21 protein-coding genes (1 of these 21 only partly in view) are annotated in these 22,568 nt (G+C 64.6%); 11 read left to right on the top strand and 10 right to left on the bottom strand.

Going from position 1 to position 22,568, the window contains the following annotated elements:
• On the top strand, window positions 1-153 hold the end of the coding sequence (locus GDN70_RS34425; RefSeq protein WP_038971934.1) for a hypothetical protein. Its footprint begins 456 nt before the window's first position; only the last 153 of its 609 coding nucleotides appear in the window; its start codon lies off the left edge, out of view; the stop codon is at window positions 151-153.
• Window positions 154-390: 237 nt separating this feature from the next.
• On the opposite strand, the gene GDN70_RS34420 is transcribed toward GDN70_RS34425, so the two are convergent.
• The 6 genes from GDN70_RS34420 to GDN70_RS34395 all read right to left on the bottom strand — a co-directional run bounded on the left by GDN70_RS34420 (window position 391) and on the right by GDN70_RS34395 (window position 7,159).
• Complete coding sequence (locus GDN70_RS34420; RefSeq protein ID WP_049801720.1) at window positions 391-1,362, bottom strand: IS110 family transposase; 972 nt, start codon at window positions 1,360-1,362, stop codon at window positions 391-393.
• A 379-nt stretch (window positions 1,363-1,741) separates the two neighbouring features.
• Window positions 1,742-2,830: a TRAP transporter substrate-binding protein gene (locus tag GDN70_RS34415; protein ID WP_028139955.1), complete on the bottom strand. Its 1,089-nt coding sequence runs from the start codon at window positions 2,828-2,830 to the stop codon at window positions 1,742-1,744.
• 183 nt (window positions 2,831-3,013) lie between these two features.
• Window positions 3,014-4,327: an NAD(P)H-dependent oxidoreductase gene (locus GDN70_RS34410; protein WP_038973610.1), complete on the bottom strand. Its 1,314-nt coding sequence runs from the start codon at window positions 4,325-4,327 to the stop codon at window positions 3,014-3,016.
• Between the two features lie 162 nt (window positions 4,328-4,489).
• Window positions 4,490-5,290, bottom strand: a complete 801-nt coding sequence (locus tag GDN70_RS34405; protein ID WP_038950644.1) for a phytanoyl-CoA dioxygenase family protein — start codon at window positions 5,288-5,290, stop codon at window positions 4,490-4,492.
• Between the two features lie 143 nt (window positions 5,291-5,433).
• On the bottom strand, window positions 5,434-6,111 hold the full coding sequence (locus GDN70_RS34400; RefSeq protein ID WP_038973614.1) for a GntR family transcriptional regulator: 678 nt from the start codon (window positions 6,109-6,111) through the stop codon (window positions 5,434-5,436).
• A gap of 178 nt (window positions 6,112-6,289) precedes the next feature.
• Complete coding sequence (locus GDN70_RS34395) at window positions 6,290-7,159, bottom strand: sigma-70 family RNA polymerase sigma factor (protein WP_038973611.1); 870 nt, start codon at window positions 7,157-7,159, stop codon at window positions 6,290-6,292.
• Window positions 7,160-7,258: 99 nt separating this feature from the next.
• Here GDN70_RS34395 and GDN70_RS34390 point away from each other — a divergent pair, with 99 nt between their 5' ends.
• Window positions 7,259-7,714 carry a carboxymuconolactone decarboxylase family protein gene (locus GDN70_RS34390; protein ID WP_152103636.1) on the top strand — a complete coding sequence of 152 codons (456 nt, stop codon included), beginning with the start codon at window positions 7,259-7,261 and terminating at the stop codon, window positions 7,712-7,714.
• A 40-nt stretch (window positions 7,715-7,754) separates the two neighbouring features.
• Here the strand turns inward: GDN70_RS34390 and GDN70_RS34385 are convergent, their stop codons facing one another.
• On the bottom strand, window positions 7,755-8,567 hold the full coding sequence (locus tag GDN70_RS34385; RefSeq protein WP_152103635.1) for an alpha/beta fold hydrolase: 813 nt from the start codon (window positions 8,565-8,567) through the stop codon (window positions 7,755-7,757).
• Between the two features lie 2 nt (window positions 8,568-8,569).
• A complete protein-coding gene (locus GDN70_RS34380) occupies window positions 8,570-9,388 on the bottom strand; it encodes an alpha/beta fold hydrolase (protein WP_038950639.1) in 819 nt (272 codons plus the stop codon).
• A gap of 135 nt (window positions 9,389-9,523) precedes the next feature.
• Here GDN70_RS34380 and GDN70_RS34375 point away from each other — a divergent pair, with 135 nt between their 5' ends.
• Window positions 9,524-10,066 carry a methylated-DNA--[protein]-cysteine S-methyltransferase gene (locus GDN70_RS34375; protein WP_038950638.1) on the top strand — a complete coding sequence of 181 codons (543 nt, stop codon included), beginning with the start codon at window positions 9,524-9,526 and terminating at the stop codon, window positions 10,064-10,066.
• A 118-nt stretch (window positions 10,067-10,184) separates the two neighbouring features.
• Here the strand turns inward: GDN70_RS34375 and GDN70_RS34370 are convergent, their stop codons facing one another.
• Together GDN70_RS34370 and GDN70_RS34365 are read right to left on the bottom strand one after the other, a co-directional pair.
• The gene (locus tag GDN70_RS34370) at window positions 10,185-11,729 is read right to left on the bottom strand and encodes an acyl-CoA synthetase (RefSeq protein ID WP_038950637.1); all 1,545 of its coding nucleotides are present in this window, start codon (window positions 11,727-11,729) and stop codon (window positions 10,185-10,187) included.
• 207 nt (window positions 11,730-11,936) lie between these two features.
• The gene (locus tag GDN70_RS34365) at window positions 11,937-13,109 is read right to left on the bottom strand and encodes an acetyl-CoA C-acetyltransferase (protein ID WP_038950636.1); all 1,173 of its coding nucleotides are present in this window, start codon (window positions 13,107-13,109) and stop codon (window positions 11,937-11,939) included.
• Between the two features lie 231 nt (window positions 13,110-13,340).
• On the opposite strand from GDN70_RS34365, the gene GDN70_RS34360 reads away from it, so the two are divergent.
• The 8 genes from GDN70_RS34360 to GDN70_RS34325 all read left to right on the top strand — a co-directional run bounded on the left by GDN70_RS34360 (window position 13,341) and on the right by GDN70_RS34325 (window position 22,510).
• Window positions 13,341-13,919, top strand: a complete 579-nt coding sequence (locus GDN70_RS34360; RefSeq protein ID WP_240536554.1) for a TetR family transcriptional regulator — start codon at window positions 13,341-13,343, stop codon at window positions 13,917-13,919.
• A 55-nt stretch (window positions 13,920-13,974) separates the two neighbouring features.
• Entirely contained in the window at window positions 13,975-14,733 is a 759-nt protein-coding gene (locus GDN70_RS34355) for an SDR family NAD(P)-dependent oxidoreductase (protein ID WP_028139958.1), read from the top strand.
• A 161-nt stretch (window positions 14,734-14,894) separates the two neighbouring features.
• Window positions 14,895-15,701, top strand: a complete 807-nt coding sequence (locus GDN70_RS34350; RefSeq protein WP_038973620.1) for an enoyl-CoA hydratase/isomerase family protein — start codon at window positions 14,895-14,897, stop codon at window positions 15,699-15,701.
• Window positions 15,702-15,744: 43 nt separating this feature from the next.
• The gene (locus tag GDN70_RS34345) at window positions 15,745-17,616 is read left to right on the top strand and encodes an AMP-binding protein (protein ID WP_152103634.1); all 1,872 of its coding nucleotides are present in this window, start codon (window positions 15,745-15,747) and stop codon (window positions 17,614-17,616) included.
• Between the two features lie 174 nt (window positions 17,617-17,790).
• A complete protein-coding gene (locus tag GDN70_RS34340; RefSeq protein WP_152103633.1) occupies window positions 17,791-18,918 on the top strand; it encodes an acyl-CoA dehydrogenase family protein in 1,128 nt (375 codons plus the stop codon).
• Window positions 18,919-19,060: 142 nt separating this feature from the next.
• Entirely contained in the window at window positions 19,061-20,302 is a 1,242-nt protein-coding gene (locus tag GDN70_RS34335; protein WP_152103632.1) for an acyl-CoA dehydrogenase, read from the top strand.
• Between the two features lie 127 nt (window positions 20,303-20,429).
• Window positions 20,430-21,674: an acyl-CoA dehydrogenase gene (locus GDN70_RS34330; protein ID WP_152103631.1), complete on the top strand. Its 1,245-nt coding sequence runs from the start codon at window positions 20,430-20,432 to the stop codon at window positions 21,672-21,674.
• Between the two features lie 137 nt (window positions 21,675-21,811).
• The gene (locus GDN70_RS34325; protein WP_028139964.1) at window positions 21,812-22,510 is read left to right on the top strand and encodes a nitroreductase; all 699 of its coding nucleotides are present in this window, start codon (window positions 21,812-21,814) and stop codon (window positions 22,508-22,510) included.
• Window positions 22,511-22,568: the final 58 nt, after the last annotated feature.

The raw sequence follows: 22,568 nt of genomic DNA, 5'->3' as shown, positions 1-22,568 counted from the left end.
AAGATGCCGGCCAAGGACAAGAAGGAAGCGCTCGACGAGCTCAACGAGGCGCTGAAGACGCCGGCACCTGCGGTCGAGAACAAGGCCAACATCGATCTCGTCGCCAAGTACTACGACAAGCTGGTCGCAGCGCTCGGCGATGACGAGAACTGAGCAAGGTCTGCGGCGCGATTGCTCGCGCCACGCAATCACTGCCGTAGCAACCATTAAAGCACGCCCGATTTCCGCGAGCATGACGCCGTGCTTGCGGCCGTCAAGGCGTGGCCTGGCGGCAGTCGACGTGAGGTGAGACGAGCGCGACGGCCATCCTTGACGGCCGCGGCGCGCGGCGTCGTCTTGACGGCAGGTCGGGACGAAGAAACGGTCGCCTGATCGAACAAAGAAACGAGATCAGGTGACGGACACACTCGCGGTTCTGGGCGGTTCGGCGACCCACGGTGTTCCGCGGGCGACGACGGCGTTGATGATGACGATCAGCTTCCTGGCACAGGCGACCAGCGCGCGCTTGTGGCCCTTGCCGGCGGCGATCAGCCGGCTGTACAGGGCCATGAGCTGCGGATTCCAGCGGAAGGATGCCGGAAGAGCTGCGGTGTAGAGCGCCTGACGCAAGCGCTGGCGTCCGCCGTCAATCCTGCGGGCGCCGACATGCTTGCCGCTGTCGTCATCGTACGGCGCAAGCCCGGTGAGGGCTGCGGCTTGCTCGCGGGTGATCTGACCGATCTCGGGCATCCTGATCAAGATGGCAACCGCGGTCGGCAAGCCGCTGCCGCCAACGCTGTAGATCAGATCGAGCCTTGCGGCGAGATCGCGATGCTTGCGGATCGCTGCCACCAGGGCCTTGAACTCGGCTCGTCTGTGCTTGGCCAACAAAGCGATCTGCTCCTTCCAGAACTTCTGGATACGTTCGTCAGGGCAGCTCTCCAGCCGATTCTTGAGCTTTGCGATGTCCTCCTTGATCTGGTCGATCATCGTCAGATGCACGGCAAAAGGCTGCAGCCGGGGGTCTGGAGCGGGATGGATCTTCTTGACCGCGGCGGTGCAGGCCGCAATCAATGCGGCATCCATTTTGTCGTTCTTGGCCCGTTGCAAATGGAACGTGGCATAGGCGCGGACCTGGATCGGCTGAAACACGATGACGACAAACCGCTGGCGTCGCAGTTCGGCGACCGCCGCCTGCTCGTAACCACCGCTTGCCTCGATCCCAACCCGCTTGACCTTGTGGCGCTTCAGCCACTCCACCAGCTCCTGGTGGCCTTCCGCCGTGTTCTTGACCTGCAGCTCCTCCGAACTGCCATCGAGCGCCACGTCGAGCTTATCTTTGCTGGTATCGATTCCAGCACAGATCGTGTTACGTTTGGCCATCTTCCTCGACCCTCCCTTGTGATGCGAACCTGAAGTTCGTTCAACCATGCGGGTCCCGATGAAGTGCCGACCGCGATCTTGCTACAAAACGCAGCCCTCAAGGCTTCGGTGGGCATCGATCCGATCGATCGGCGGCCCAGCTCGGGCGGCCACCCGGGCTGGGCCATTCCTCACGGAACCAGGCCATTCTAATCCGGCGCGCTAATACAAGGGTGGGCAAAGCGGAAGCGTGCCCACCATCCCTGTCCACATGCGTGAGATCGTGGGCACGGCGCTGTCGCGCCTCTGCCCACCCTACGATGTCTTCATCGACGCAACAGAAAAGCCCCGGGGACATCTCCGGGGCTTTTGTCGTTTCGCGCCTCGCAGCGCAGTGCGATTACGTCCGCGTCCGCATCCGCATCATGAAGCTGTCGAAGCTGAGCTCGGCGACCTGCATCCAGGCCAGCGAGTCGGCCCGGTAGGCGGTCAGGCTCGCATACATCTTGCCGAAATGCGGATTGCTCTTGGCGAGATCGGCGTAGATCTCGCCCGCCGCGCCATAGCAGGCCTCGAGCACCTCCTGGGGGAATGGCTTGAGGATCGCGCCGGCGGCGAGCAGCCGCTTGAGCGCGGGCGGATTGACCGAGTCGTACTTGCCGGTCACCCAGGTGAAGGTATCGAGCGAGGCCGCCGAAATCGCCGCCTGATAATGTTTCGGCAGCGCATTCCACTTCTCGAGATTCATGATGTTGTGGCCCTGGCCGGTGCCTTCCCACCAGCCCGGATAGTAGTAGTACTTCGCGACCTTCACGAAGCCGAGCTTCTCATCGTCATACGGGCCCACCCACTCGGCCGCGTCGATCGTGCCCTTCTCCAGCGCCGGATAGATGTCGCCGGCCGCGATCTGCTGCGGCACGCCGCCGAGCTTCGAGATGATGGTGCCGGCGAACCCGCCGACGCGGAATTTCAGGCCCTTGAGATCGTCGACGGTCTTGATCTCCTTGCGGAACCAGCCGCCCATCTGGGCACCGGTCGAGCCTGTCGGAACGCCGATCGCATTATGCTCCTTCAGCAGATCGTTGAGCATCTCCTGACCGCCATTCCACAACAGCCAGGAGATGTGCTGGCGGGTGTTGAGACCAAACGGCAGCGACGTGCCGAAGGTGAATGCCGGGTTCTTGCCCCAATAGTAATAGAGCGCAGTGTTGCCGATCTCGACGGTGCCGTTCGAGACGGCGTCGAGCACTTGCAGGCCCGGCACGATTTCGCCGGCGGCAAAGGGCTGGATCTGGAAGCGGTTGTCGGTGATCTCGGCGACGCGTTTGCAGAAATATTCGCAGCCGCCATAGAGCGTATCGAGTGATTTTGGCCAGCTCGCCGCCAGCCGCCATTTCACCTCGGGCATCGATTGTGCAACGGCCGGCGCGGCAACTGCACTCGCGGCCAGGCCCAGCCCGCCTGCCGTCAGAAACTTACGACGTTCCATGCGTCTCCCCTCTTCCTGTGATGTCGTGTCCTCGACGAGGGATCGCGATCTTGCGTCGCTTTATCTTCGCCGCTGGCCGACGTTTCTTGGCGTCCGAGATTTGGATGTCCCGGATCGCGGTCAGGATGACCAAAGGGGGAGCGCAAATCAAGCGCACTTTGGTTGCGCTATCGTCGCTGCCGTTCAATGCTGCGCTGCGAACGCGGCTTCCATGGCCTTTCGAACCTTCACCGTCTCATTGCCCGCGTCGAACTCGACGTCACTCCAGTGCACCACCGCGCCGTGTGCGACGTCGTGTTTCAGCTTCAGGCGATGCGCAAGTCCGATCGGCAAGGCGCCGGCCTTCAGGCTTGCTGCCGCCGGTACCAGCTTGCCCCACACCGTGTAGCCGCCTTCGCCGTCCAGCATCTCGCCCGCGCGCAGATTGCGCTTGGCGACCGCTGCGACGTCGCCCCGGAAGCCGCTGGCCTGACCGGTTGGCTCGCCGCGCAGCGCGGCCGACAGCACCGAGATATTCAGCTCGAGCCCGATCAGATGATAGGGCTTGTACATCGCAGCATAGCGTCCGCTGGCGTCGGTCTTGAGGCCGTATTGCCTGAAGCAGTCGGCGGCGTAGTCGTTCGGCGCCTCCAGCACGACATAGACGCCCCAGCGCAGGTCGCGAAACACCGGCCGTCCGTCGCGCTCGAGCGAGGACACGACCTCCACCAGACCCGCCCGATCCAGCACGCCGCCGCGCGAGCGCGGCCGCATGATGTGCGGGAGGTCGTCGACGCCGCAGGGCGGAAACAGCAGGCCATCCGCGGGCACGTCGAGGGCGCAGGCATTGGCGATCGCAGCCATCTCGATCGCCGATTTGGTGCCGTCGAGGAAGGAGTTGAACATCTGCGGATGCATGCCGGCCGATTGTGCCTCGCCCGCGGTGAGGCCGTAATGGTGCCAGACGCCGTCAGGCGTCACGTCGTGATAGGCCGGCAGGTATTTTGTCCCCTTGCCGGCGGCGACCACGCGGAAACCTGTGGCGCGGGCCCAGTCGACCATCTCCGCGGTCAATGCGGGCTGGTCGCCATAGGCGAGCGAATAGACCACGCCCCCCTTGCGCGCTTCCTCGGCGAGCAGCGGACCTGCCAGCACGTCGGCCTCGACATTCACCATTACGATATGCTTGCCCGCCGCGATCGCGGCGCGCGCATGCCTGATTCCGACGGCGGGATTTCCGGTCGCCTCCACCACCACGTCCATCGCGCCGCCGGCAATGGCGCGCGCGCCGTCATCGGTGAAGACCGTTGCGGCGATCCGCTCAGAGCTCCAGCCGACCGTGCGGCAGGCCTCGCGTGCGCGGTCGCGGTCGATGTCGACGATGATGGGCACTTCGAGCCCCGGCGTGTGGGGCACCTGCGCCAGAAACATCGAGCCGAACTTGCCCGCGCCGATCAGCGCGACACGAACGGGCTTGCCGGCGGAGGCGCGGGCCTGGAGGAGGCGGAAGAGGTTCATGGGAAATGTCCAGGATTGCAGTTGTGATCGGGGGACCACGCGAACTATCAACGTCGTCATTCCGGGGCGCGACGAAGTCGCGAGCCCGGAATCCATACTCCCGATGGTGGTTATGGATTCCGGGCTCGACGCTACGCGTCGCCCCGGAATGACAGTGAGAGACTACTCCGCCGCTTGCCTTGGTGCACGGGCAAGCCGCAGCAGCGCGTCGTCGTCCACCGTCTTGATCGGGGCGAAGTCGCGATGCGCGATGTAGTCCGGCCGCGTGGGATTGCGGATGTAGTTCGAGACGGCGTTCAGCGTCAGGTACACGATCTTGCGCGGGAAGGGCGTGATGTTGCCGGCCGAGCCGTGCACGAGATTGCCGTGGAACATCAGCATGCCCCCCGGCTTGCCGGTCGGCGCCACGATGCCGCCCTCCTTCACCAGCCGCGTCACCGTCGCCTCGTCCAGCGTCCACAGCGGATAGGAGGTGGTGGCGAGATCATGCGAGGCCTGGAGATCGCCGGCATTCTGGCTGCGCGGCACCAGCATCAGGGGGCCGTTGATCGGCATCACCTCGTCGAGGAAGATCGCAATGTTCATGGCGCGCGGCTCCGGCATGCCGTCGTCGCGCTTCCAGGTGCCGTAATCCTGGTGCCATTGCCAGACATCGCCGGTGAAGGCCGATTTCGCGTTGATCTTGAACTGGTGCATGTAGACGGGCTCGCCGAACAGCTGCTCGACCGGATCGATCATGCGCGGATGCGCGCCGAGGAGGCCGAACGCCTCATTGTAGAGATGCGCGGCAAAAGCCGTGCGCGGCGCGCCGCTCTTCTCGCGCCAGACTTCGGGACGGTTTGCGTCGTAGATGCCGACCGCCTCGCGCGCCAGCAGATCGACCTCTTCCTGGCTGAACAGCTCGGGCAGGAACAGCCAGCCCTCGCGGTGGAAGAACTCCAATTGCTCCTGAGACAGTTTCATGGGCCGTTTCCTCCTGTTTTGTTTGTTTTTGTCATTCCGGGGCGGGACGAAGTCGCGAGCCCGGAATCCATTTCTCCGCAGTTTCTGAGGCCCGATGGATTCCGGGTCGCGCTGTCGCCCGCCCGGAATGACGGCGTTTGTCGCTACGCCGCCGCTTCCTCCGTCGCCCTCAATCTCTCCTCAGTCATCCGTCCCGCCGTCTGCGCGTGCGCCAGCGCGGCGGCTTCGGCCGCCTTCACGTCGCCCGCGAGAATGTGTCCGGCGATATCGGCATGTTCGGCCCAGGCGCTGCCGCGGTAGTCGAGCTCCGACAGCACCGTCGCCATCGAGCGGCGCATGTGCGGCCATTGCGGCGCAATGGTCTCCTCGATCACGGGATTCCCGGCGAGCTGATAGATCGCGCGGTGAAAATCCACGTCGAGCACGATCAGTTCAGTGAGTGTCGTGTTGCGGTCGATGCCGCGCCCCGCGGCGAACGCAGCCTCCAGCCGTGCGCGTCCTGCCGCGTCGCTGGCGGCGCGCTTCGCCGCAAGCCGCGCGGCCAGCGCGTCGATCGCGCCGCGCACCTCGTAGAGTTGGCGGATGCGCGCGGGATCGAGCTGGGTGACCTCAAAGCCGCGCCGTCCGCTCTCGGCGACCAGACCCTGGCGGTGCAGCAGGTGCAGCGCATGCGAGACAGGCTGGCGCGACACGCCGAGCCTGTCGGCGAGCTCGTTCTGCCGGATGCGCTGGCCGGGCTGAAGCGTGCGGTCGGAGATCGCCTCGAGGATCCGGGCATAGACCTGGTCGATCAGGTTCGGGAGCGGGTCGAGAGGGATCACGCCGGCGGCTCCTACGATGGAATACGGAATTCCGTATTCGACGGTATCGCGGGAGAGGAAGGGCGTCAAGACGGGCTCCGCGCCCACGCCATGGCGCCCCGTGCTGCTCCACTAAGTCATTGATATTACTGTGCCCGTCTACTGTGCATGGGGTTGTTTTCGCAAAAAGGCGCCCGCCTCAACCCTCCAGCACCTTCACCTCCAGCGCGGCGATCCCTTCCGCATCGGCCAGCGCCTCGATCGCGGCAATACGTTCGCCGTTGAACGTCACACGCAGCGCGATGCGCAGCCGTCCGCCGAGAATGACGGCAACGCCGATCTCGCCGTCGACCAGTGCCGTCCGCGCGGCCTGGGCGCGGCCCTTGTAGAGCTGCGCGACCGCGTCCGCGCCGCGGATCTCCGGCAGCGAGCCGAGCCGCACCGCGGCCTGATCGGCGCGGAATACGACGTCGGGATCGAGCACGGCGAGCAGCCCCTCGAAATTGCCCTCGCGCGATGCCTTGAGGAAAGCATCGACGATTCCGCGCTGGCGCGACAGGTCGGTCTCGGGCACCGGTGCCCCCTGCACGCGCCGCCGCGCCCGGCTTGCAAGCTGTCGCGACGCGTCGACCGAGCGGCCGACGATCGGCGCGATCTCCTCGAAGGGCACTGCGAACATGTCGTGCAGCACGAAGGCGAGCCGCTCCGCCGGCTGCAAAGTCTCGAGCACGACGAGCAGCGCCGCGCCGACGGAATCGGCCATCTCCGCTTCGCGCTCCCGCGTTTCGTCGACCGGCTCCGGCACATGCGGGCCCATCGGCTCTTCCTTGCGCGACTTCCGCGCGCGCAGCATGTCGAGGCAGATGCGCGCGACCACGGTCGTCAGCCAGCCGCGCAAATTCGCGACATCGGACATGTCGTAGCGGCTGACCCGGAGCCAGGCCTCCTGCACGGCATCGTCGACCTCTGCGCCGGAGCCCAGCATCCGGTAGGCGACCGCGCGCAGATGGTCCCTGCTGGCCTCGAACTGGTGGCTGAGAAAATTGTCTTCGAAGTTTTTTTCGGTCATCGGTCACATTCCCTCGTCGCGATCCGTCATGCCCATGACGAAGCCAATCCGGCCGATGTGACCGGAACCTTCGCAATTCGAGCGATGGAGACGAAAAAGATGCACGCCCGCATGAATCACCCTGTCATGGTCCTCCCCGAGGCCATGAATGTCCTGCAGTCCCTCGGTAATCTGACCAAGCAGGGTCTGCCGGAAAAGCTCCTGGAACTGGTGCACCTGCGCGCCAGCCAGATCAACGGTTGCAGCGTCTGTGTCGACATGCATCCCAAGATCGCCCGCAAGCTGGGCGAGACCGACGAGCGCCTGTTCGCCGTGTCCGCCTGGCGCGATGCGCCCTATTTCACCGACGCCGAGCGCGCCGCGCTGGCGTTGACCGAGGCCGTCACGCGCCTCGCCGATCGCGAGGACCCGGTACCGGATGCGATCTGGAATGAGGCCGCCAAGCATTTCGACGAGCGCGAGCTCGCAACGCTGGTCCTCTCGATTGCCACTATCAACGTCTGGAACCGGCTGAACGCGACGATCAAGATGCCGGTCGGTGTTTGGAAGGTGTGAGGTCTCTTTCCTTGCCTCTCCCCGCTTGCGGGGAGAGCTCCTATTCCGCCAGGAACCTGCTCACCACTTCGCCGAACTCCAGCGGGGCCTGCTCGAACATCCAGTGGCCGGCGTTCGGAATCATCGCCGTCCGGGCACCTGCGATATGCTCGGCAAGCACGCGCCACATCACCGAGAGGCTTCCCGTTGTCGCCCCGCCACCGATCAGCAGCGTGGGCGTCCGGATCGCCTGCGCATCGCTGAGCGTGTAGGGCCTGCGCTGCTCGTTGATCTGGCCGAGGAACGTCAGCGCGTTGTCGCGCAGCTGCTGCTTTGCCGCTGCCGGCACGCGCCGCCACGAGCCGTCACCCTCGATGCCCTCGTAGAAATTCTGCAGCGCGGCCTCGATATCGCCGGCGCGGATCATCTCGACCGATCGCGCGGTGCGCGCGGCCAGCGGCGGATGCGCGGGCGTGCCTTCCGGCACCGGCAGCGATGCGTCGAGATCGCCGCCCGGCTCGGCCAGCACCAGCTTTCGCACCAGATCAGGCCGCGCCTGCGCCACGCGAAACGCGATATGTCCGCCGCGCGAATGACCCATCAGGTCGACGGGGCCGGGCCTCACTTGCTCGATGAAGGCGATCATATCGGCGACATGCTGCGCCATCTTGTAATCGTCGCCGACGGCGTCCCAATGCTCGGGGAAGAAATGCCGCAGGCTGACCGAGATCACCCGATGCGTCTTCGACAGCGGGCCGAGCACCGAATACCAGGTGCGGAAGTCGCCGAGCGTGCCGTGCACGCAGACCAGCGGATGGCCATCTCCGACTTCGAGATAAGCCATGTCGTAACCGTTGACGTGGAATGTCTGCATGGTCAGCTCGCCAGAAAATCCAGGACCACTTCGGAGTATTTTTGCGGCGCCTGCTCGAACATCGGATGCGTCGCGTTCGGGATGATCGCCGTCTTGGAATAGGGCACATGCGCGGCGAGCGCATGCAGCACCTTCGGCAGCAGGCCCTTGGTCCGCGCCCCCAGGATGAACAGCGTTGGCATCTTGATCTGCTCCGCATCCGCCTTCGAGAACGGCGGGCGGTTGTCACGGACCTGCCCGATCAGCGTATAGGCATTATCGCGCAAATTCTGCTTCACCATCGCCGGCAGCCGCGGCCAGGTGCCGGCGCCTTCCAGCGTGTCCACGAACACGGCGAGGCCGCCGTCGACATCGCCGGCGGCGATCTTCTCGGCCGAGGCCACGAAGCGCGCCAGGAGCGGCGAGGGCCCGCCGGCATAATCGGGGTCGAGGCTCGCATCGAGTTCGCCGCCGGGCTCGGCCAGGATCAGCCGCCGCAACAGATCTGGCCGCCGCTGCGCCACGCGGAAACAGATGTGTCCGCCGCGGGAATGGCCCATCAGGTCGACTGGGCCGAGATCGAGCTTCTCGATGAAGGCGATGACGTCGTCGACATGCTGGGCGATCGAGTAGGTGTCGCCGATGCCGTCCCATCGCGCCGGGAAGAAGTGCCGCAGGCTGACAGCGATCACCCGATGCCGCTGGGTCAGTGGGCCGAGCACGCAGCCCCAGGCCCGGAAGTCGTTGAGCGAGCCGTGCACGCAGACCAGCGGCGGCCGGCCGCTGTCCTCGCCCACATCGAGATAGGGCATGTCGTATCCGTTGACGTGGAGGCTCTGCATTCTTAGCTCGCGAAGGGGTTGGAACTCCTGTGCAAGATTCCCGGAAACCGGGTGGATCGCAACTATTTCCAAGCCTAGATTTGGCCCGAGATCACATTGGGGGCATGCGAGGCAACGCAAGCCAGGAACCAAGCCATGACCGACCAGCATTTCGCCCTGTTCGACACCAGGATCGGCCTCTGCGCCATCGCCTGGGGCCCGCGCGGCATCAACGGCACGCAATTGCCGATGGGCGGCGAAGGGAAGGTCCGCACCCGCATCAGCCAGCGGCACGCCGATGCCGTTGAGGCCGAGCCGACCCCTGAGGTGCGGCAGGCGATCGACCGCATGACAAAACTGCTCGCGGGCGAGCCGGATGACCTCACCGATATCGAGCTCGATCTCGACGGGGTGCCCGAGTTCAACCTCGGCGTCTATGCGATCGCCCGTGCCATCCCGCCCGGCAAGACCCTCACCTATGGCGACATCGCCAAGCAGCTCGGCGGCGTCCAGCTGTCGCGCGACGTCGGCCAGGCGCTCGGCCACAATCCGTGCCCGATCGTCGTGCCCTGCCATCGCGTGCTGGCTGCCGGCAACAAGCCCGGCGGCTTCTCGGCGAATGGCGGCGTGGTGACGAAGCTGAAGATGCTCGAGATCGAAGGCGCGCTGGTGAACCACACGCCGAGTTTGTTTGATTGAGGCGGCTTGCACCCGTGCCGTAGGGTGGGCAAAGCGGAGCGTGCCCACCGTCTCGTCGTAACATGGAAAGGTCGTGGGCACGGCGCTTCGCGCCTTTGCCCACCCTACGAACCGAGTGCTAAATCTTCGTCGCGGTCTTCGGCCAATATTTATCGCGCAAATGCCGCTTCACCAGCTTGCCCGTCGGCGTGCGCGGCAGCTCCGCTTCGAAATCGATCGAACGCGGGCACTTGATGGCGGAGAGGCGGCCCTTGCAATAGGCGATCAAATCGGCCTCGAGCGCCTTGCCGGCGCGGCTCATGTCGTGCGGCTGCACCACCGCCTTCACCTCTTCACCCATCTCCTCGTTAGGCACGCCGAACACCGCAACGTCGGCGACGTCGGGGTGGGTGATCAGCACGTCCTCGGTCTCCTGCGGGTAGATGTTCACGCCGCCCGAGATGATCATGTAGGACTTGCGGTCGGTCAGATAGAGGAAGCCCTCCTTGTCGAGATAGCCGACATCGCCGAGCGTCGACCATCCTTTCGCGTTGTAGGCCTTCTTCGTCTTCTCGGGGTCGTTGTGATAGGTGAACGCGGGCGCGTCGGCGAAATAGACCGTGCCGATCTCGCCGAGCGGTTGCTCCTCGTCGTTCTCGTCCAGAATCTTGATCTTGCCGACCACGGCGCGGCCGACGCTGCCGCGATGCTCCAGCCATTGTTGCGAATTGCAGACGGTGACGCCGTTGCCTTCCGAGCCCGCGTAATACTCGATCAGGATCGGCCCCCACCATTCGATCATCTTCGCCTTGACGTCGATCGGGCAGGGAGCGGCGGCGTGGATCGCGCCCTTGAGCGTGGAGACGTTGTATCGGTTGCGAACCTCGTCCGGTAGCTTCAGCATGCGCACGAACATGGTCGGCACCAGCTGTGATTGGGTGACCTTGTATTTCTCGACGAGCTTGAGGAATTCCTCGGCGTCGAAATGCTCCATGATGATGGAGGTGCCGCCGAGCACGACCGCCATCATGTTGAAGCGCAAGGGAGCCGCGTGATAGAGCGGCGCAGGCGAGAGATAGGTGCTCTCTGCGTTCATGCCGCACATGTCGGCGCAGAGCACGCGCAGGAAGGCGTTCGGCACGTCGATCCTGTTGCCTTCGAACGCCTTCTTGATGCCTTTGGGCCGGCCGGTGGTGCCGGACGAATACAGCATGTCGTAGCCGGCGACCTCATCCGTAACAGGCGTGGTCGGCTGCGCCGCGGCCTCCTTGTCGTAGGAGCGAAAGCCGGGCTGTGGCTCGTCCATCATGTAGAAGACCGGCTCGCCGGGGGTGCCCTTGATCAGGCCTTTGATCTGGTCGGCGCATTTCGGCGTGGTGATCACGACCTTGGCGCCGCAATCAGCGATGATGTAGTCGATCTCGTCCTGCTTCAGATAGCGGCTGATCGCGGTGTAATAGAGCCCGCTCCGCTGCGCGGCCCAGCACAGCTCCATGAAGGCGAGGCGGTTCTCCATCAGCAGCGCGATGTGGTCGCCGGCCGTGAGGCCGAGCGAGCGGAACAGATGGGCGCCCTGGTTCGAAAGCTCGTCGAGCTCGCGATAGGTGATCGCCTTGCCGGTGCCGGCCATCCGGTAGGCGATCTTGTCGGGCGTGGTGCGGGCGTGGATGGAGGGGTGAGTCATGGTCGATATCTCGCGGCAAAAAAGGTGTCATCCCGGCCTAGTGCGCAATTGCGCACGGGGGGCCGGGATCCATAACCACAGGCCTGGTGTTGAAACGAGATGGAGCTCCGGCGCGGCATAACCGCAGCCTCCTGTGGTTATGGGTCCCGGATCGGCGCGCGCTTGAGGCGCGCTTGTCCGGGACGACACTATCTGTATGGCCGCAGCTTAAAGCCGCTCCACGATCGTCACGTTCGCCATGCCGCCGCCTTCGCACATGGTCTGCAGGCCGTAGCGCTTGCCGCGCTGGTGCAGGGCGTGGACCAGCGTCGTCATCAGCTTGGTGCCGGAGCCGCCGAGCGGATGGCCGAGCGCGATGGCGCCGCCGTTGACGTTGAGCCTGTCAGGATCGGCGCCGGTCGTCTTGAGCCAGCCCGTGGGCACCGAGGCGAAGGCCTCGTTGACCTCGAACAGGTCGATGTCGCCGATCTTCATGCCGGCCTTTTCCAGCGCCTTCTTGGTGGCGTGCAGGGGGGCATCGAGCATGATGACGGGATCGCCGCCAGTCATGGTCATATGATGGATGCGAGCCAGCGGCTTCACGCCGAGCTGCTTGAGGCCGCGCTCGTTGACGACCATCACGCCGGAGGCGCCGTCGCAGATCTGGCTGGCGCTGGCCGCGGTCAGCTTGCCGTTCTCGGCGATCAGCTTGACGCCCTTGATACCGTCGAGGGTGGCATCGAAGCGGATGCCCTCGTCGATGTGGTGGGTGTCCTTGCTGCCGTCGGCGCGGGTGATCTCGAGCGGCACGATCTCCTTCTTGAAGTGGCCGGCTTGCGTTGCCGCGATCGCGCGCTGATGGCTGTTATAGGAATATTCGTCCAGATCATCCTTCGACAGGCCGTACTTCTCGGCCATCATCTCCGCGCCGGTGAACTGGCTGAACACGATGTTGGGATAGCGCTGCTCGATGCCCGGGCTCTTGTAATTGCCAAAGCCATTCTTGGCGGGAAGCTGCGAGGACAGGCCCATCGGCACGCGCGTCATCGATTCCACGCCGGCAGCGATCACGACGTCCATGGTGCCGGACATCACCGCTTGCGCGGCGAAGTGCAGCGCCTGCTGCGAGGAGCCGCACTGGCGGTCGATCGAGGTGCCGGGCACGCTCTCCGGCAGCTTCGAGGCCATGATGGCGTTGCGCGCGACATTGTTGGACTGTTCGCCGACCTGCATGACGCAGCCCATGATCACGTCCTCGACCAGCGCAGGATCGACCTTGGTGCGGTCGACCAGCTCGTTCAGCACTTTTGCCGCGAGATCGGCCGGATGCCAGCCAGCGAGACGGCCCCCCTTGCGCCCGCCCGCGGTACGCGCAGCGGCGACGATGTAAGCCTCGGCCATGTCGGTTTCTCCCTGAATTCTTGATTGGGTCGGTTGTCGGGGCGGATTTAAGGGACGCAAGATGATTTAGTCAATCGATCAATTAATTCTTGTGATGAGGCGCTGCTTGGGCTTATCTGCGTGCCTCTCGAGGTGCATTCAGGGATCTCCGTGGCTACCAGCGTACCGAACAGGCTCCCCAGCGGAAAAAATTCCACGGCAGAGAAATTGCTCGTGGCCGCGAGCGAGCTGATGATCGAACGCTCCTCGATCGAGATTTCGCTCAGCGACATCGCCCAGAAGTCGGGCGCCAACGCCGCGCTGGTCAAATATCACTTCGGCAACAAGGACGGCCTGCTGCTGGCACTGCTCGCGCGGGATGCCGCGACCGAGATGTCCAATCTCGAATATCTGCTGGCGCAGCCGATCACGGCGACGGCGAAGCTCAAGCTGCATATCGGCGGCATCATCCGCGCCTATCACCGGTTCCCCTATATGAACCGGCTGATCCACTATCTCCTGCACGAGAGCGTCGCCGGCTCCGCGGACGAAGTTTCAAAATTCTTCGTGGCGCCGCTGCTCGACTTTCACCGCCGCCTGCTCGCCGAGGGCGTCAGCCGCGGCGAATTCCGCCCGACCGATCCGGTGCTGTTCTACACCAGCCTGATCGGCGCCTGCGATCATCTGTTCTTTGGCCGGCACGCGATGTCCCGCGCGACCGGCGTCGGCCCGGTCACCGACGACGTCTGCCGGCAATATATCAAGCACATGGAAACGCTGATCTGCGGCGGCATCCTCACGCAAGCCGGGGAAGCTGCCGCGGCCGGATGATCCGGCCGCAACTCTCAAGTCTAGAGAAGAAACGTCCAAGGAAAGGTAGCCTGTCATGGAATTGAAAGACGTAGCCGTTCTCATCACCGGCGGTGGTTCGGGCCTCGGCGAGGCGACCGCCCGCGCCATGGCGGCCAAGGGCGCCAGGATCGGCGTGATCGACCAGAACAAGGAGAATGCCGAGAAGGTCGCGGCCGAGGTGAAGGGCGTGGCGCTCCATGCCGACGTCACCAGCGAAGAGCAGATCAAGGCCGCGATCGCCAAGGCGGAAGCCGCGCATGGTGTTGCGCGGGTGCTGATGAACTGCGCCGGCATCGGCGGCTCGCAGCGCATCGTCGGCCGAGACGGCGTCTATCCCCTGGAGAAGTTCGCGCGCATCATCAACGTCAATCTGATCGGCACCTTCAACTGCCTGCGGCTGTTCGCCGAGCGCCTCGTCACGATCGAGCCAGTCGGTGAAGAGCGCGGCGTCATCATCAATACGGCCTCGGTTGCCGCTTACGAAGGACAGATCGGCCAGATCGCCTATTCGGCCTCGAAGGGCGGCGTCGTCGGTTTGACTTTGCCGGCCGCGCGCGATCTCGCCAGCCAGAAGATCCGAGTCAACACCATCGCGCCCGGCCTGTTCTTCACGCCGCTGCTGATGGGGCTGAACGAGGAGGCCCGCAAGAGCCTGGGCGCGCAGGTGCCGCATCCCTCGCGCCTTGGCGACGCCAAGGAATACGGCTCGCTCGCGGTGCATATCGTCGAGAACCCGATGCTGAACGGCGAGACCATCCGTCTCGACGGTGCCATCCGCATGGCGCCGAGGTAGCTGCAAACTCCGCTGTCGTCCCGGCGAAAGCCGGGACCCATACTCCGCGGCGTCTGTGGCGGGCGCGCTGGCAGACGCGGTGCGCAAACAACAAACGCCTGTGGTTATGGGTCCCGGCTCGCGCTTCGCTTGGCCGGGACGACAGTGAGGAGGAGCGCCCCATGTCCCAACCGCTGCTGATTGAGCATGATGACGGCGTCGACCGGGTGACGCTCAATCGTCCTGACAGCCTCAACGCGCTCGATCCCGCGCTGATCGATGCGCTCAACGTTTATTTCCAGGGCCTCCAGCGTAACCGCGACACGCGTGTCGTGGTGCTGAAGGGTGCCGGCAAGAATTTCTGCGCGGGCCTCGATCTCAAGGCGGCCATGGCCCGCCGGGCCGGGCAACAGGAGCCGCCTGGCGTCACGGAGTCGCTGGACTCGCAACGGCGTATCGCCGACATCGTGATGCTGATGCGGCGCTGTCCGCAGCCGATCCTGTCGCTGGTACAGGGCGCGGCGGCCGGCGGCGGCTTTGCCCTGGCGCTTGCCTCCGACATCCGCATCGCGACGAAATCGGCGCGGATGAACTGCGCCTTCATCAAGCTTGGCCTCGGCGGCTGTGACATCGGCACCAGCTATTTCCTGCCGCGGCTGGTCGGCGTGTCCGTGGCGTCGGAGCTGATCCTCACCGGCCGGTTCATCGGCGCCGAGCGCGCGCTGGCGGTCGGGCTGGTCTCGGAGGTCGTCGAGGAAGACAAGCTCGATGCGGCGGCCGAACCCTATGTCGAGGCGATGATGACGGCGTCGCCCGTGGGCCTGCGTCTCTCCAAGGAATGCCTCAACATGAGCGTCGATGCGGGATCGCTGGAAGCGGTTATCGCCATGGAAGATCGCAACCAGGTCCTGTGCAGCCGTTCCGAGGAATTCTCGGAAGGCATCAGGGCCTTCCTTGAGAAGCGAAAGCCTGTCTATATCAAGCGCTGAACGAGAACGATCCGCAAAGGACGATAATTCCGGGAGACGCAAAATGAGTGGAAGCGCGGCGGCTGTGATGACGAAGCCCGCCTTTCGCAAGATCGAATGGCTCGCGCGCGACATCGACGTCGAGCGCCGCAGCGACGGCACAGTGGTGCTGAAGTCGCGCATTCCGCTGCAAGCTTACGAGAAGCACATTCCGGCATCGCTGGCGAAATGGGCGAAGGAAGCGCCCGAGCGCATCTGGCTGGCGCAGCGCGGCGGTCCGAACCGCGAATGGCGCAAGGTGTCCTATGGCGAAGCCAAGCGCACCGTGGATGCGCTGACGCAAGGGCTGCTCAACCTGGGACTCGATGGTCGGCCCGTTGCGATCCTCTCCGGCAATTCGATCGAGCATGCGCTGATGACGCAGGCCGCGATGCAGGCGCGTTCGCCAGCGGCGCCGGTGTCGCCGGCCTATTCCTTGATGAGCCACGATCACGTCAAGCTGAAGTATCTGTTCGACCTGATCAAGCCGGCCGTGGTGATGGTGCAGGACGGCCCGACCTTCGAGAAGGCACTGAAGGCGATCGATCTCACCGGCGTCACCGTGGTTCACGTCGCGCGGCCATGTGAGGGCATCAAGAGCGTCAGCTTTGCTGAGCTCGCGGCAACTCCGGTGACCAAGGACGTCGAGGAGTCGATCGCCAAGATCACGCCCGACACCGTCGGCAAGCTGCTGTTCACGTCAGGCTCGACCGGCATGCCCAAGGCCGTCATCAACACGCAGAAGATGATGTGCGCCAATGCGGCGATGATGATGCAGGTGCGGCCGCGCTCGCCTGATGGTCCTGTTGCGACCATGCTGGACTGGATGCCCTGGAATCACACCATGGGCGGCAACGCGGCGTTCCACCCGATCCTGGTCGATGGCGGCACGCTCTATATCGACGATGGCCGGCCGATGCCGGGCCAGTTCGAGGAGACGCTGCGAAACCTGCGCGAGATCTCGCCGACCTACTACGCCAATGTACCGGCCGGTTACGCGGCGCTCGCGGCCGCCATGGAAAAGGATGATGCGCTCTGCCGCTCGTTCTTCAAGAACCTGTCGATCATGGCCTATGGCGGCGCGCGGCTGCCTGATGATCTCTACGATCGCATGCAGGCTCTCGCCGTCAAGACCACCGGCGAACGCATCGTGTTCTACACCGGCTGGGGCTCGACCGAGACCGCGCCGACCTCGACCGGCACCTATTGGGACACCGAGCGCGTCGGCCTGATCGGCCTGCCATTCCCCGGCGTCGAGTTGAAGATGGTGCCGTGCGGCTCGAAATACGAATTGCGGCTGCGCGGCGTCAACGTTACGCCGGGCTATTTCGGCCAGTCTGAGCTGACAAAGAAGATGTTCGACGAGGAAGGCTTTTACTGCATCGGCGATGCCGGGATCTTCGTCGACGATGCCGATCCGGTGAAGGGCATCATCTTTGCAGGCCGCGTGGTCGAAGACTTCAAGCTCACCACCGGCACCTTCGTGCATGTCGGCTCGCTGCGGACCGATGCGATCGCGGCGGCCACGCCTGTCGTGCACGACGCGCTGGTCGCGGGGCAGGACCGCCCGTTCATCGGCCTGCTCGCCTGGCCCAATTTGCACGCCTGCCGGCAACTCGTCGGCAATCCCGAGCTGAGCTTCGAGGACGCAGCGAAGCACCCCGAGATCGTCGCCTGCTTCAAGCGCGGGCTGGAGACGCACAACAGGGAGTGCGAAGGTGCCAGCAGCCGCATCATCGCGCGCGCCATGCTGATGGTCGAGCCGCCCTCGATCGACGGCAACGAACTCACCGACAAGGGCTACATCAACCAGCGCGCCGGCCTCGAACGCCGCGCGGCACTGGTCGAGCGGCTCTATGCCGACAAGCCTGATCAGGATGTGATCGTGCTGAAATGAAGACGACACTCGCTCACCTCGTCATTCCGGGATGGCCCGAAGGGCCAGGCCCGGAATCCATAACCCCGGCTCGTGGTTATGGATTCTCAGATGTGCAATTGCGCATCATAGCTCGCGACTTCGTCGCGCCCGGGAATGACGGTCTCAATGACAACGAATAAGAGGTAGCCCGCCATGAACTTCGATTTCTCCGACGACCAGAAGCAGCTCCGCGATCAGGCGCGCAAATTCCTCACCGAAAAATGCTCGCCGAAGGCGGTGCGTGTGGTGCTCGACGGCAAGGCGCCTTACGACAAGGAACTCTGGAAGGGCCTCGCCGAGATGGGTTTCCTCGGCGTCGCGATCCCCGAGGAATTCGGTGGCGCGGGCGCCGGCCATCTCGAGCTCTGCGTGATCGCCGAGGAGATGGGCCGCGCGAACGCGCCGGTGCCGTTCTCGTCAACCGTGTATCTCGCCGCCGAAGCGCTGCTGATCGCAGGCAGCGAGGCGCAAAAGAAGAAATGGCTGCCGGCGATTGCCTCGGGCGAGGCGATCGGCACGCTGGCGCTGTTCGAGGGCAAGGGCAATCCGTCGCCGAAGAGCGTCAAGCTCACGGCCGCGAACGGTGTCCTGAACGGCGTGAAGAAGCCTGTCGCCGACGGTGCGGTTGCCGACTTCGCGGTGGTCGCGGCGCGCACAGGAGCGAGCGGGCGCGACGGTGATATCTCGCTGTTCCTCGTTGATCTCAAGGCCGGTGGCGTCGAGGTGAAGAGCCTCACCAATCTCGATCCGACCCGCGGGCAGGCGGAGATCACCTTCAAGGACGCTAAGGCCGAGCCGCTCGGCGCTACCGGCGAAGGATGGAGCATTTTGACCCAGGTGCTCGACCGCGCCGCGGTGCTCTGTGCGTTCGAGCAGGTCGGCGGCTCCGACCGTGCGCTGGAAATGGGCCGCGACTACGCACTCGACCGCATCGCCTTCGGCCGCCAGATCGGCTCGTTCCAGGCGGTCAAGCACATGCTTGCCGACATGTATGTCTCGGCCACGCTGGCGCGCTCCAACAGCTATTACGGTGCCTGGGCGCTTTCGACCAACGCGGCTGAATTGCCCGAAGCCGCCGCTGCCGCGCGCATCAGCGCGACGCAGGCGTTCCAGCACTGCGCCAAGAACAACATCCAGGTCCACGGCGGCATGGGCTTCACCTGGGAGTTCGACTGCCACATGTACTACCGCCGCGCCAACGCCATGGCGCTCGGGCTCGGCAGCCTCAGCTATTGGGAAGACCAGTTGATCGACCGCATGCGCAAGAAGAATGCGGCGTAATCCGCCGCTCGTGTCCCGGACGCGATGCGGCATGTAATGCCGCTCCGCAGAGCCGGGACCCGGAGGCCGCAATGGACCCCGGATCTGCAGCGCATCACTTCGTGCTGCGCAGCGTCCGGGGAACGAACCGAGAGATGAGACCATGAATTTCGACGACACCCCGCAGGAAGCCGAATTTCGCGCCGCCGCGCGCGCCTGGATCGGTGCGAATGCGCCCACGCAATACGAGGACGAGCTGCGCAAATCCTCGCTCGGCCGCACCGTGCTCAAGAACGCCAATATTCTCGACGTGGCAAAAGCCTGGCAGAAAAAGAAGGCCGACGCCGGCTGGGCCTGTCTGCACTGGCCGAAGGAGTATGGCGGCCGCGGCTCATCGCCGATCGAGCGCGTGATCTGGCAGCAGGAGGAAGGGCCGTTCGGACTGCTGTCCCGCATGTTCATCATCGGCCACGGCATGTGCGGGCCGACCATGATGGCGTTCGCGCGCGAGGAGCATAAGCGCGCCTATCTGCCGCCGCTGGCCTCCGGTGAAAAGATCTGGTGCCAGCTGTTCTCCGAGCCGGCCGGCGGTTCTGACGTCGCTGGCCTGCGCACGCGCGCGGAAAAGGACGGCGACGACTGGATCATCAACGGCCAGAAGATCTGGACCTCGGGCGCGCATTATTCCGACTACGGCATCTTGCTCACGCGCACCGATCCGACCGTGCCCAAGCACAAGGGCCTCACCATGTTCTTCCTGGACATGAAGAGCCCGGGTGTCGAAGTGCGGCCGATCAAGCAGGCAAGCGGCGCCTCGGATTTCAACGAGGTCTATTTCACAAATGTGCGTATCCCTGATCACCAGCGCCTCGGCGAGGTCGGTGACGGCTGGAACGTTTCGCTGACCACGCTGATGAACGAGCGCAGCGCGATCGGCGCGGCCGTCGCGACCGGATTTCCGGAGCTGTTCGAGTACTGCTCCAGCCTGATGCTCGACGACGGCCCCGCGATCGAAGATCGCGCGGTGCGCTCGAAGCTGGCGAACTGGGCGGTGAAGGCGAGCGGGCTGAAATACACCAGCATGCGCGCGATCTCGGCGCTGTCGAAAGGCGAACGGCCGGGGCCGGAAAATTCCATCGGCAAGCTGGTGGCGGGCTCGATGATCCAGGACGTCGCGACCTACGCGCTGGATTTGCAGGGCGCGGGCGGCGTCGTCAGCGGCGAGGATGGCGAGCTCGCCGGCCGTTTCCAGGCGATGCTGCTGCGTGCGCCCGGCACCCGCGTCGAAGGCGGCACCGACGAGATCATGCGCAACATCATCGCCGAGCGGGTGCTGGGCCTGCCCGGCGATATCCGTGTCGACAAGGACGTGCCGTTCAACAAGATCCCGACGAAGGGAAGATGAATGCGTGTCCCGGACGCGGCGCAACGCGCCGGCGAGCCGGGATCCAGAAACTACGATGGGCCCCGGCTCTGCAGCGCACCGCTCCGCGCTGCGCCGCGTCCGGGGCACGAGAGAGGAGAGCTCGAAGATGAATTTCGACGACACCCCGCAGGAAGCCGCATTCCGCGCCTCCGCGCGCCAATGGATCGACGCCAATGCGCCGAAGGAGTTGCATGCCGAGCTGTCAAAATCCTCGCTCGGCCGCATTCGCCTTGCCAGCCACGACATCGTCGAGGTCGGCAAGGCCTGGCAGAAGAAGAAGTTCGAAGGCAATTGGGCCTGCCTCCACTGGCCCAAGGAATATGGCGGCCGTGGCGCGACGCCGATCGAGAAGGTGATCTGGCAGCAGGAAGAGGGTGTCTACGGCAAGCTGACGCAGCCGTTCCAGATCGGCGAGGGCATGTGCGGCCCGACCGTGATGGCCTTCGGCAGCGAGGATGCGAAGCGCAGGTATCTGCCGAAGCTGGCTTCGGGCGAGGAGATCTGGTGCCAGCTGTTCTCCGAACCGTCCGCCGGTTCGGACGTCGCCGGCTTGCGCACCCGCGCGGAGAAGAGAGGCGACAATTGGGTCGTCAACGGCCAGAAGATCTGGACCTCTGGCGCGCATTACTCCGACTATGGTCTGTTGATCGCGCGGACCGATCCGAACGTGCCCAAGCACAAGGGTCTCACCATGTTCTTTCTGGACATGAAGAGCCCCGGCGTCGAGGTGCGGCCGATCAAGCAGGCCAATGGCATGCAGGAGTTCAACGAGGTCTATTTCACCGACGTCGTGATCCCAGACAGCCAGCGGTTAGGGGCTGTCGGCGAGGGCTGGAGCGTCTCGCTGACCACGCTGATGAACGAGCGCATGTCGATCGGCTCGCGCCTTGCGACCGGCGTCCCGGAAATGTTCGAGTTCTGCTCCAATCTGATGCTGGAAGATGGCCTCGCGATCGACGATCCTGCGGTGCGTTCCAGGCTCGCGAGCTGGGCGGCGAAGTCGAGCGGGCTGAAATACACCAGCTACCGCACGATCTCGGCGCTGTCGAAGGGCGAGCGGCCGGGCCCGGAGAACTCGATCGGCAAGCTGGTCTCCGGCATGATGCTGCAGGACATCGCGACCTATGCCATGGACCTGCAAGGCGCGGCCGGTGTTCTCACGGGCAGCGACGAGGAAACCGTGCAGGGCCAGTTCCAGCAGATGCTGCTGTCCTCGCCCTCGATGCGCATCGCCGGCGGCACCGACGAGATCCTGCGCAACATCATCGCCGAGCGCGTGCTGGGACTGCCCGGCGACATCCGCGTCGACAAGGACGTGCCGTACAACAAGATCCCGACCAAGGGGCGGTGATATCACCTCTCGCTGCATCTCGTAGGGTGGGCAAAGCGAAGCGTGCCCACCATATGCAGATGCTCCGGAGCAAGTCTGTCGGTGGGCACGGCGCGATGCGCCTTTGCCCACCCTACGAGAAGAGCGCGAGCTGAACCATGGACGCTACCGTCAAACAAACCGATCGCATCGGCGTACTCGAAGAGCTGCTCAACGAGCGCTACTCCGTCCGGGCCTTCCTTCCCAAAGAGGTTGACCGCGCGACCATCGAGCATGTGCTGACCACCGCGCAGCGCACTGCGTCCTGGTGCAACAGCCAGCCCTGGCAGGTGATCATCGCCAGCGGCGAGGCCAAGGAGCGCTTCCGCAAGGCGATCTACGCGGAAGCCTCGGGCGGTCTCGGCGACGACTACGATTTCACGCCGCCGCGCGAGTATGTCGGTGTTTATCTGGAACGCCGACGCGAAAGCGGCTTTCAGCTCTACAACACGCTCGGCATCATCAGGGGCGACAGAAGCGCCTACGCCAGGCAGGCGCTGGAGAACTACAATTTCTTCGGCGCGCCGCATGTCGCCATCATTCACACCAACGAGCCGCTCGGCATTTACGGTGCGATCGATTGCGGCGCCTATGTCAGCAATTTCATGCTGGCCGCGCAGGCGCTCGGGCTGGGCACGATTCCGCAGGCGGCGCTCGCGCGGCATTCCGGATTGATCCGCCGCCACTTCAATCTGCCCGACGATCGCCGCGTCGTCTGCGGCATTTCGTTCGGCTATGCCGACGACGCCCACAAGGTCAACAGCTACCGCACCTCGCGCGCCAGCGTGGCCGAGACCGTGACCTTCGCGGACGAGTGATCAAGCGGCGTAGCTCTGCGCTATCGCTGCCGGACGCACGCGAAGACGGCCGTGAGAA

Source organism: Bradyrhizobium sp. TM102 (genome assembly GCF_009176685.1).
Classification (GTDB): domain Bacteria; phylum Pseudomonadota; class Alphaproteobacteria; order Rhizobiales; family Xanthobacteraceae; genus Bradyrhizobium; species Bradyrhizobium ottawaense.
The sequence above is the reverse complement of the archived record's forward strand: the minus strand, read 5'-3'. Positions and strand labels throughout refer to the sequence as shown.

Bases quoted from the DNA above. Each gene is read 5' to 3' on its own strand.
- GDN70_RS34370 (WP_038950637.1), bottom strand. From the start codon at position 11,729: ATGACTCACCCCTCCATCCACGCCCGCACCACGCCCGACAAGATCGCC.
- GDN70_RS34345 (WP_152103634.1), top strand. From the start codon at position 15,745: ATGAGTGGAAGCGCGGCGGCTGTGATGACGAAGCCCGCCTTTCGCAAG.
- GDN70_RS34350 (WP_038973620.1), top strand. From the start codon at position 14,895: ATGTCCCAACCGCTGCTGATTGAGCATGATGACGGCGTCGACCGGGTG.
- GDN70_RS34360 (WP_240536554.1), top strand. From the start codon at position 13,341: ATGATCGAACGCTCCTCGATCGAGATTTCGCTCAGCGACATCGCCCAG.
- GDN70_RS34330 (WP_152103631.1), top strand. From the start codon at position 20,430: ATGAATTTCGACGACACCCCGCAGGAAGCCGCATTCCGCGCCTCCGCG.
- GDN70_RS34365 (WP_038950636.1), bottom strand. From the start codon at position 13,109: ATGGCCGAGGCTTACATCGTCGCCGCTGCGCGTACCGCGGGCGGGCGC.
- GDN70_RS34335 (WP_152103632.1), top strand. From the start codon at position 19,061: ATGAATTTCGACGACACCCCGCAGGAAGCCGAATTTCGCGCCGCCGCG.
- GDN70_RS34405 (WP_038950644.1), bottom strand. From the start codon at position 5,290: ATGAAACTGTCTCAGGAGCAATTGGAGTTCTTCCACCGCGAGGGCTGG.
- GDN70_RS34390 (WP_152103636.1), top strand. From the start codon at position 7,259: ATGCACGCCCGCATGAATCACCCTGTCATGGTCCTCCCCGAGGCCATG.
- GDN70_RS34385 (WP_152103635.1), bottom strand. From the start codon at position 8,567: ATGCAGACATTCCACGTCAACGGTTACGACATGGCTTATCTCGAAGTC.
- GDN70_RS34415 (WP_028139955.1), bottom strand. From the start codon at position 2,830: ATGGAACGTCGTAAGTTTCTGACGGCAGGCGGGCTGGGCCTGGCCGCG.
- GDN70_RS34410 (WP_038973610.1), bottom strand. From the start codon at position 4,327: ATGAACCTCTTCCGCCTCCTCCAGGCCCGCGCCTCCGCCGGCAAGCCC.
- GDN70_RS34380 (WP_038950639.1), bottom strand. From the start codon at position 9,388: ATGCAGAGCCTCCACGTCAACGGATACGACATGCCCTATCTCGATGTG.
- GDN70_RS34325 (WP_028139964.1), top strand. From the start codon at position 21,812: ATGGACGCTACCGTCAAACAAACCGATCGCATCGGCGTACTCGAAGAG.
- GDN70_RS34395 (WP_038973611.1), bottom strand. From the start codon at position 7,159: ATGACCGAAAAAAACTTCGAAGACAATTTTCTCAGCCACCAGTTCGAG.
- GDN70_RS34375 (WP_038950638.1), top strand. From the start codon at position 9,524: ATGACCGACCAGCATTTCGCCCTGTTCGACACCAGGATCGGCCTCTGC.
- GDN70_RS34420 (WP_049801720.1), bottom strand. From the start codon at position 1,362: ATGGCCAAACGTAACACGATCTGTGCTGGAATCGATACCAGCAAAGAT.
- GDN70_RS34340 (WP_152103633.1), top strand. From the start codon at position 17,791: ATGAACTTCGATTTCTCCGACGACCAGAAGCAGCTCCGCGATCAGGCG.
- GDN70_RS34355 (WP_028139958.1), top strand. From the start codon at position 13,975: ATGGAATTGAAAGACGTAGCCGTTCTCATCACCGGCGGTGGTTCGGGC.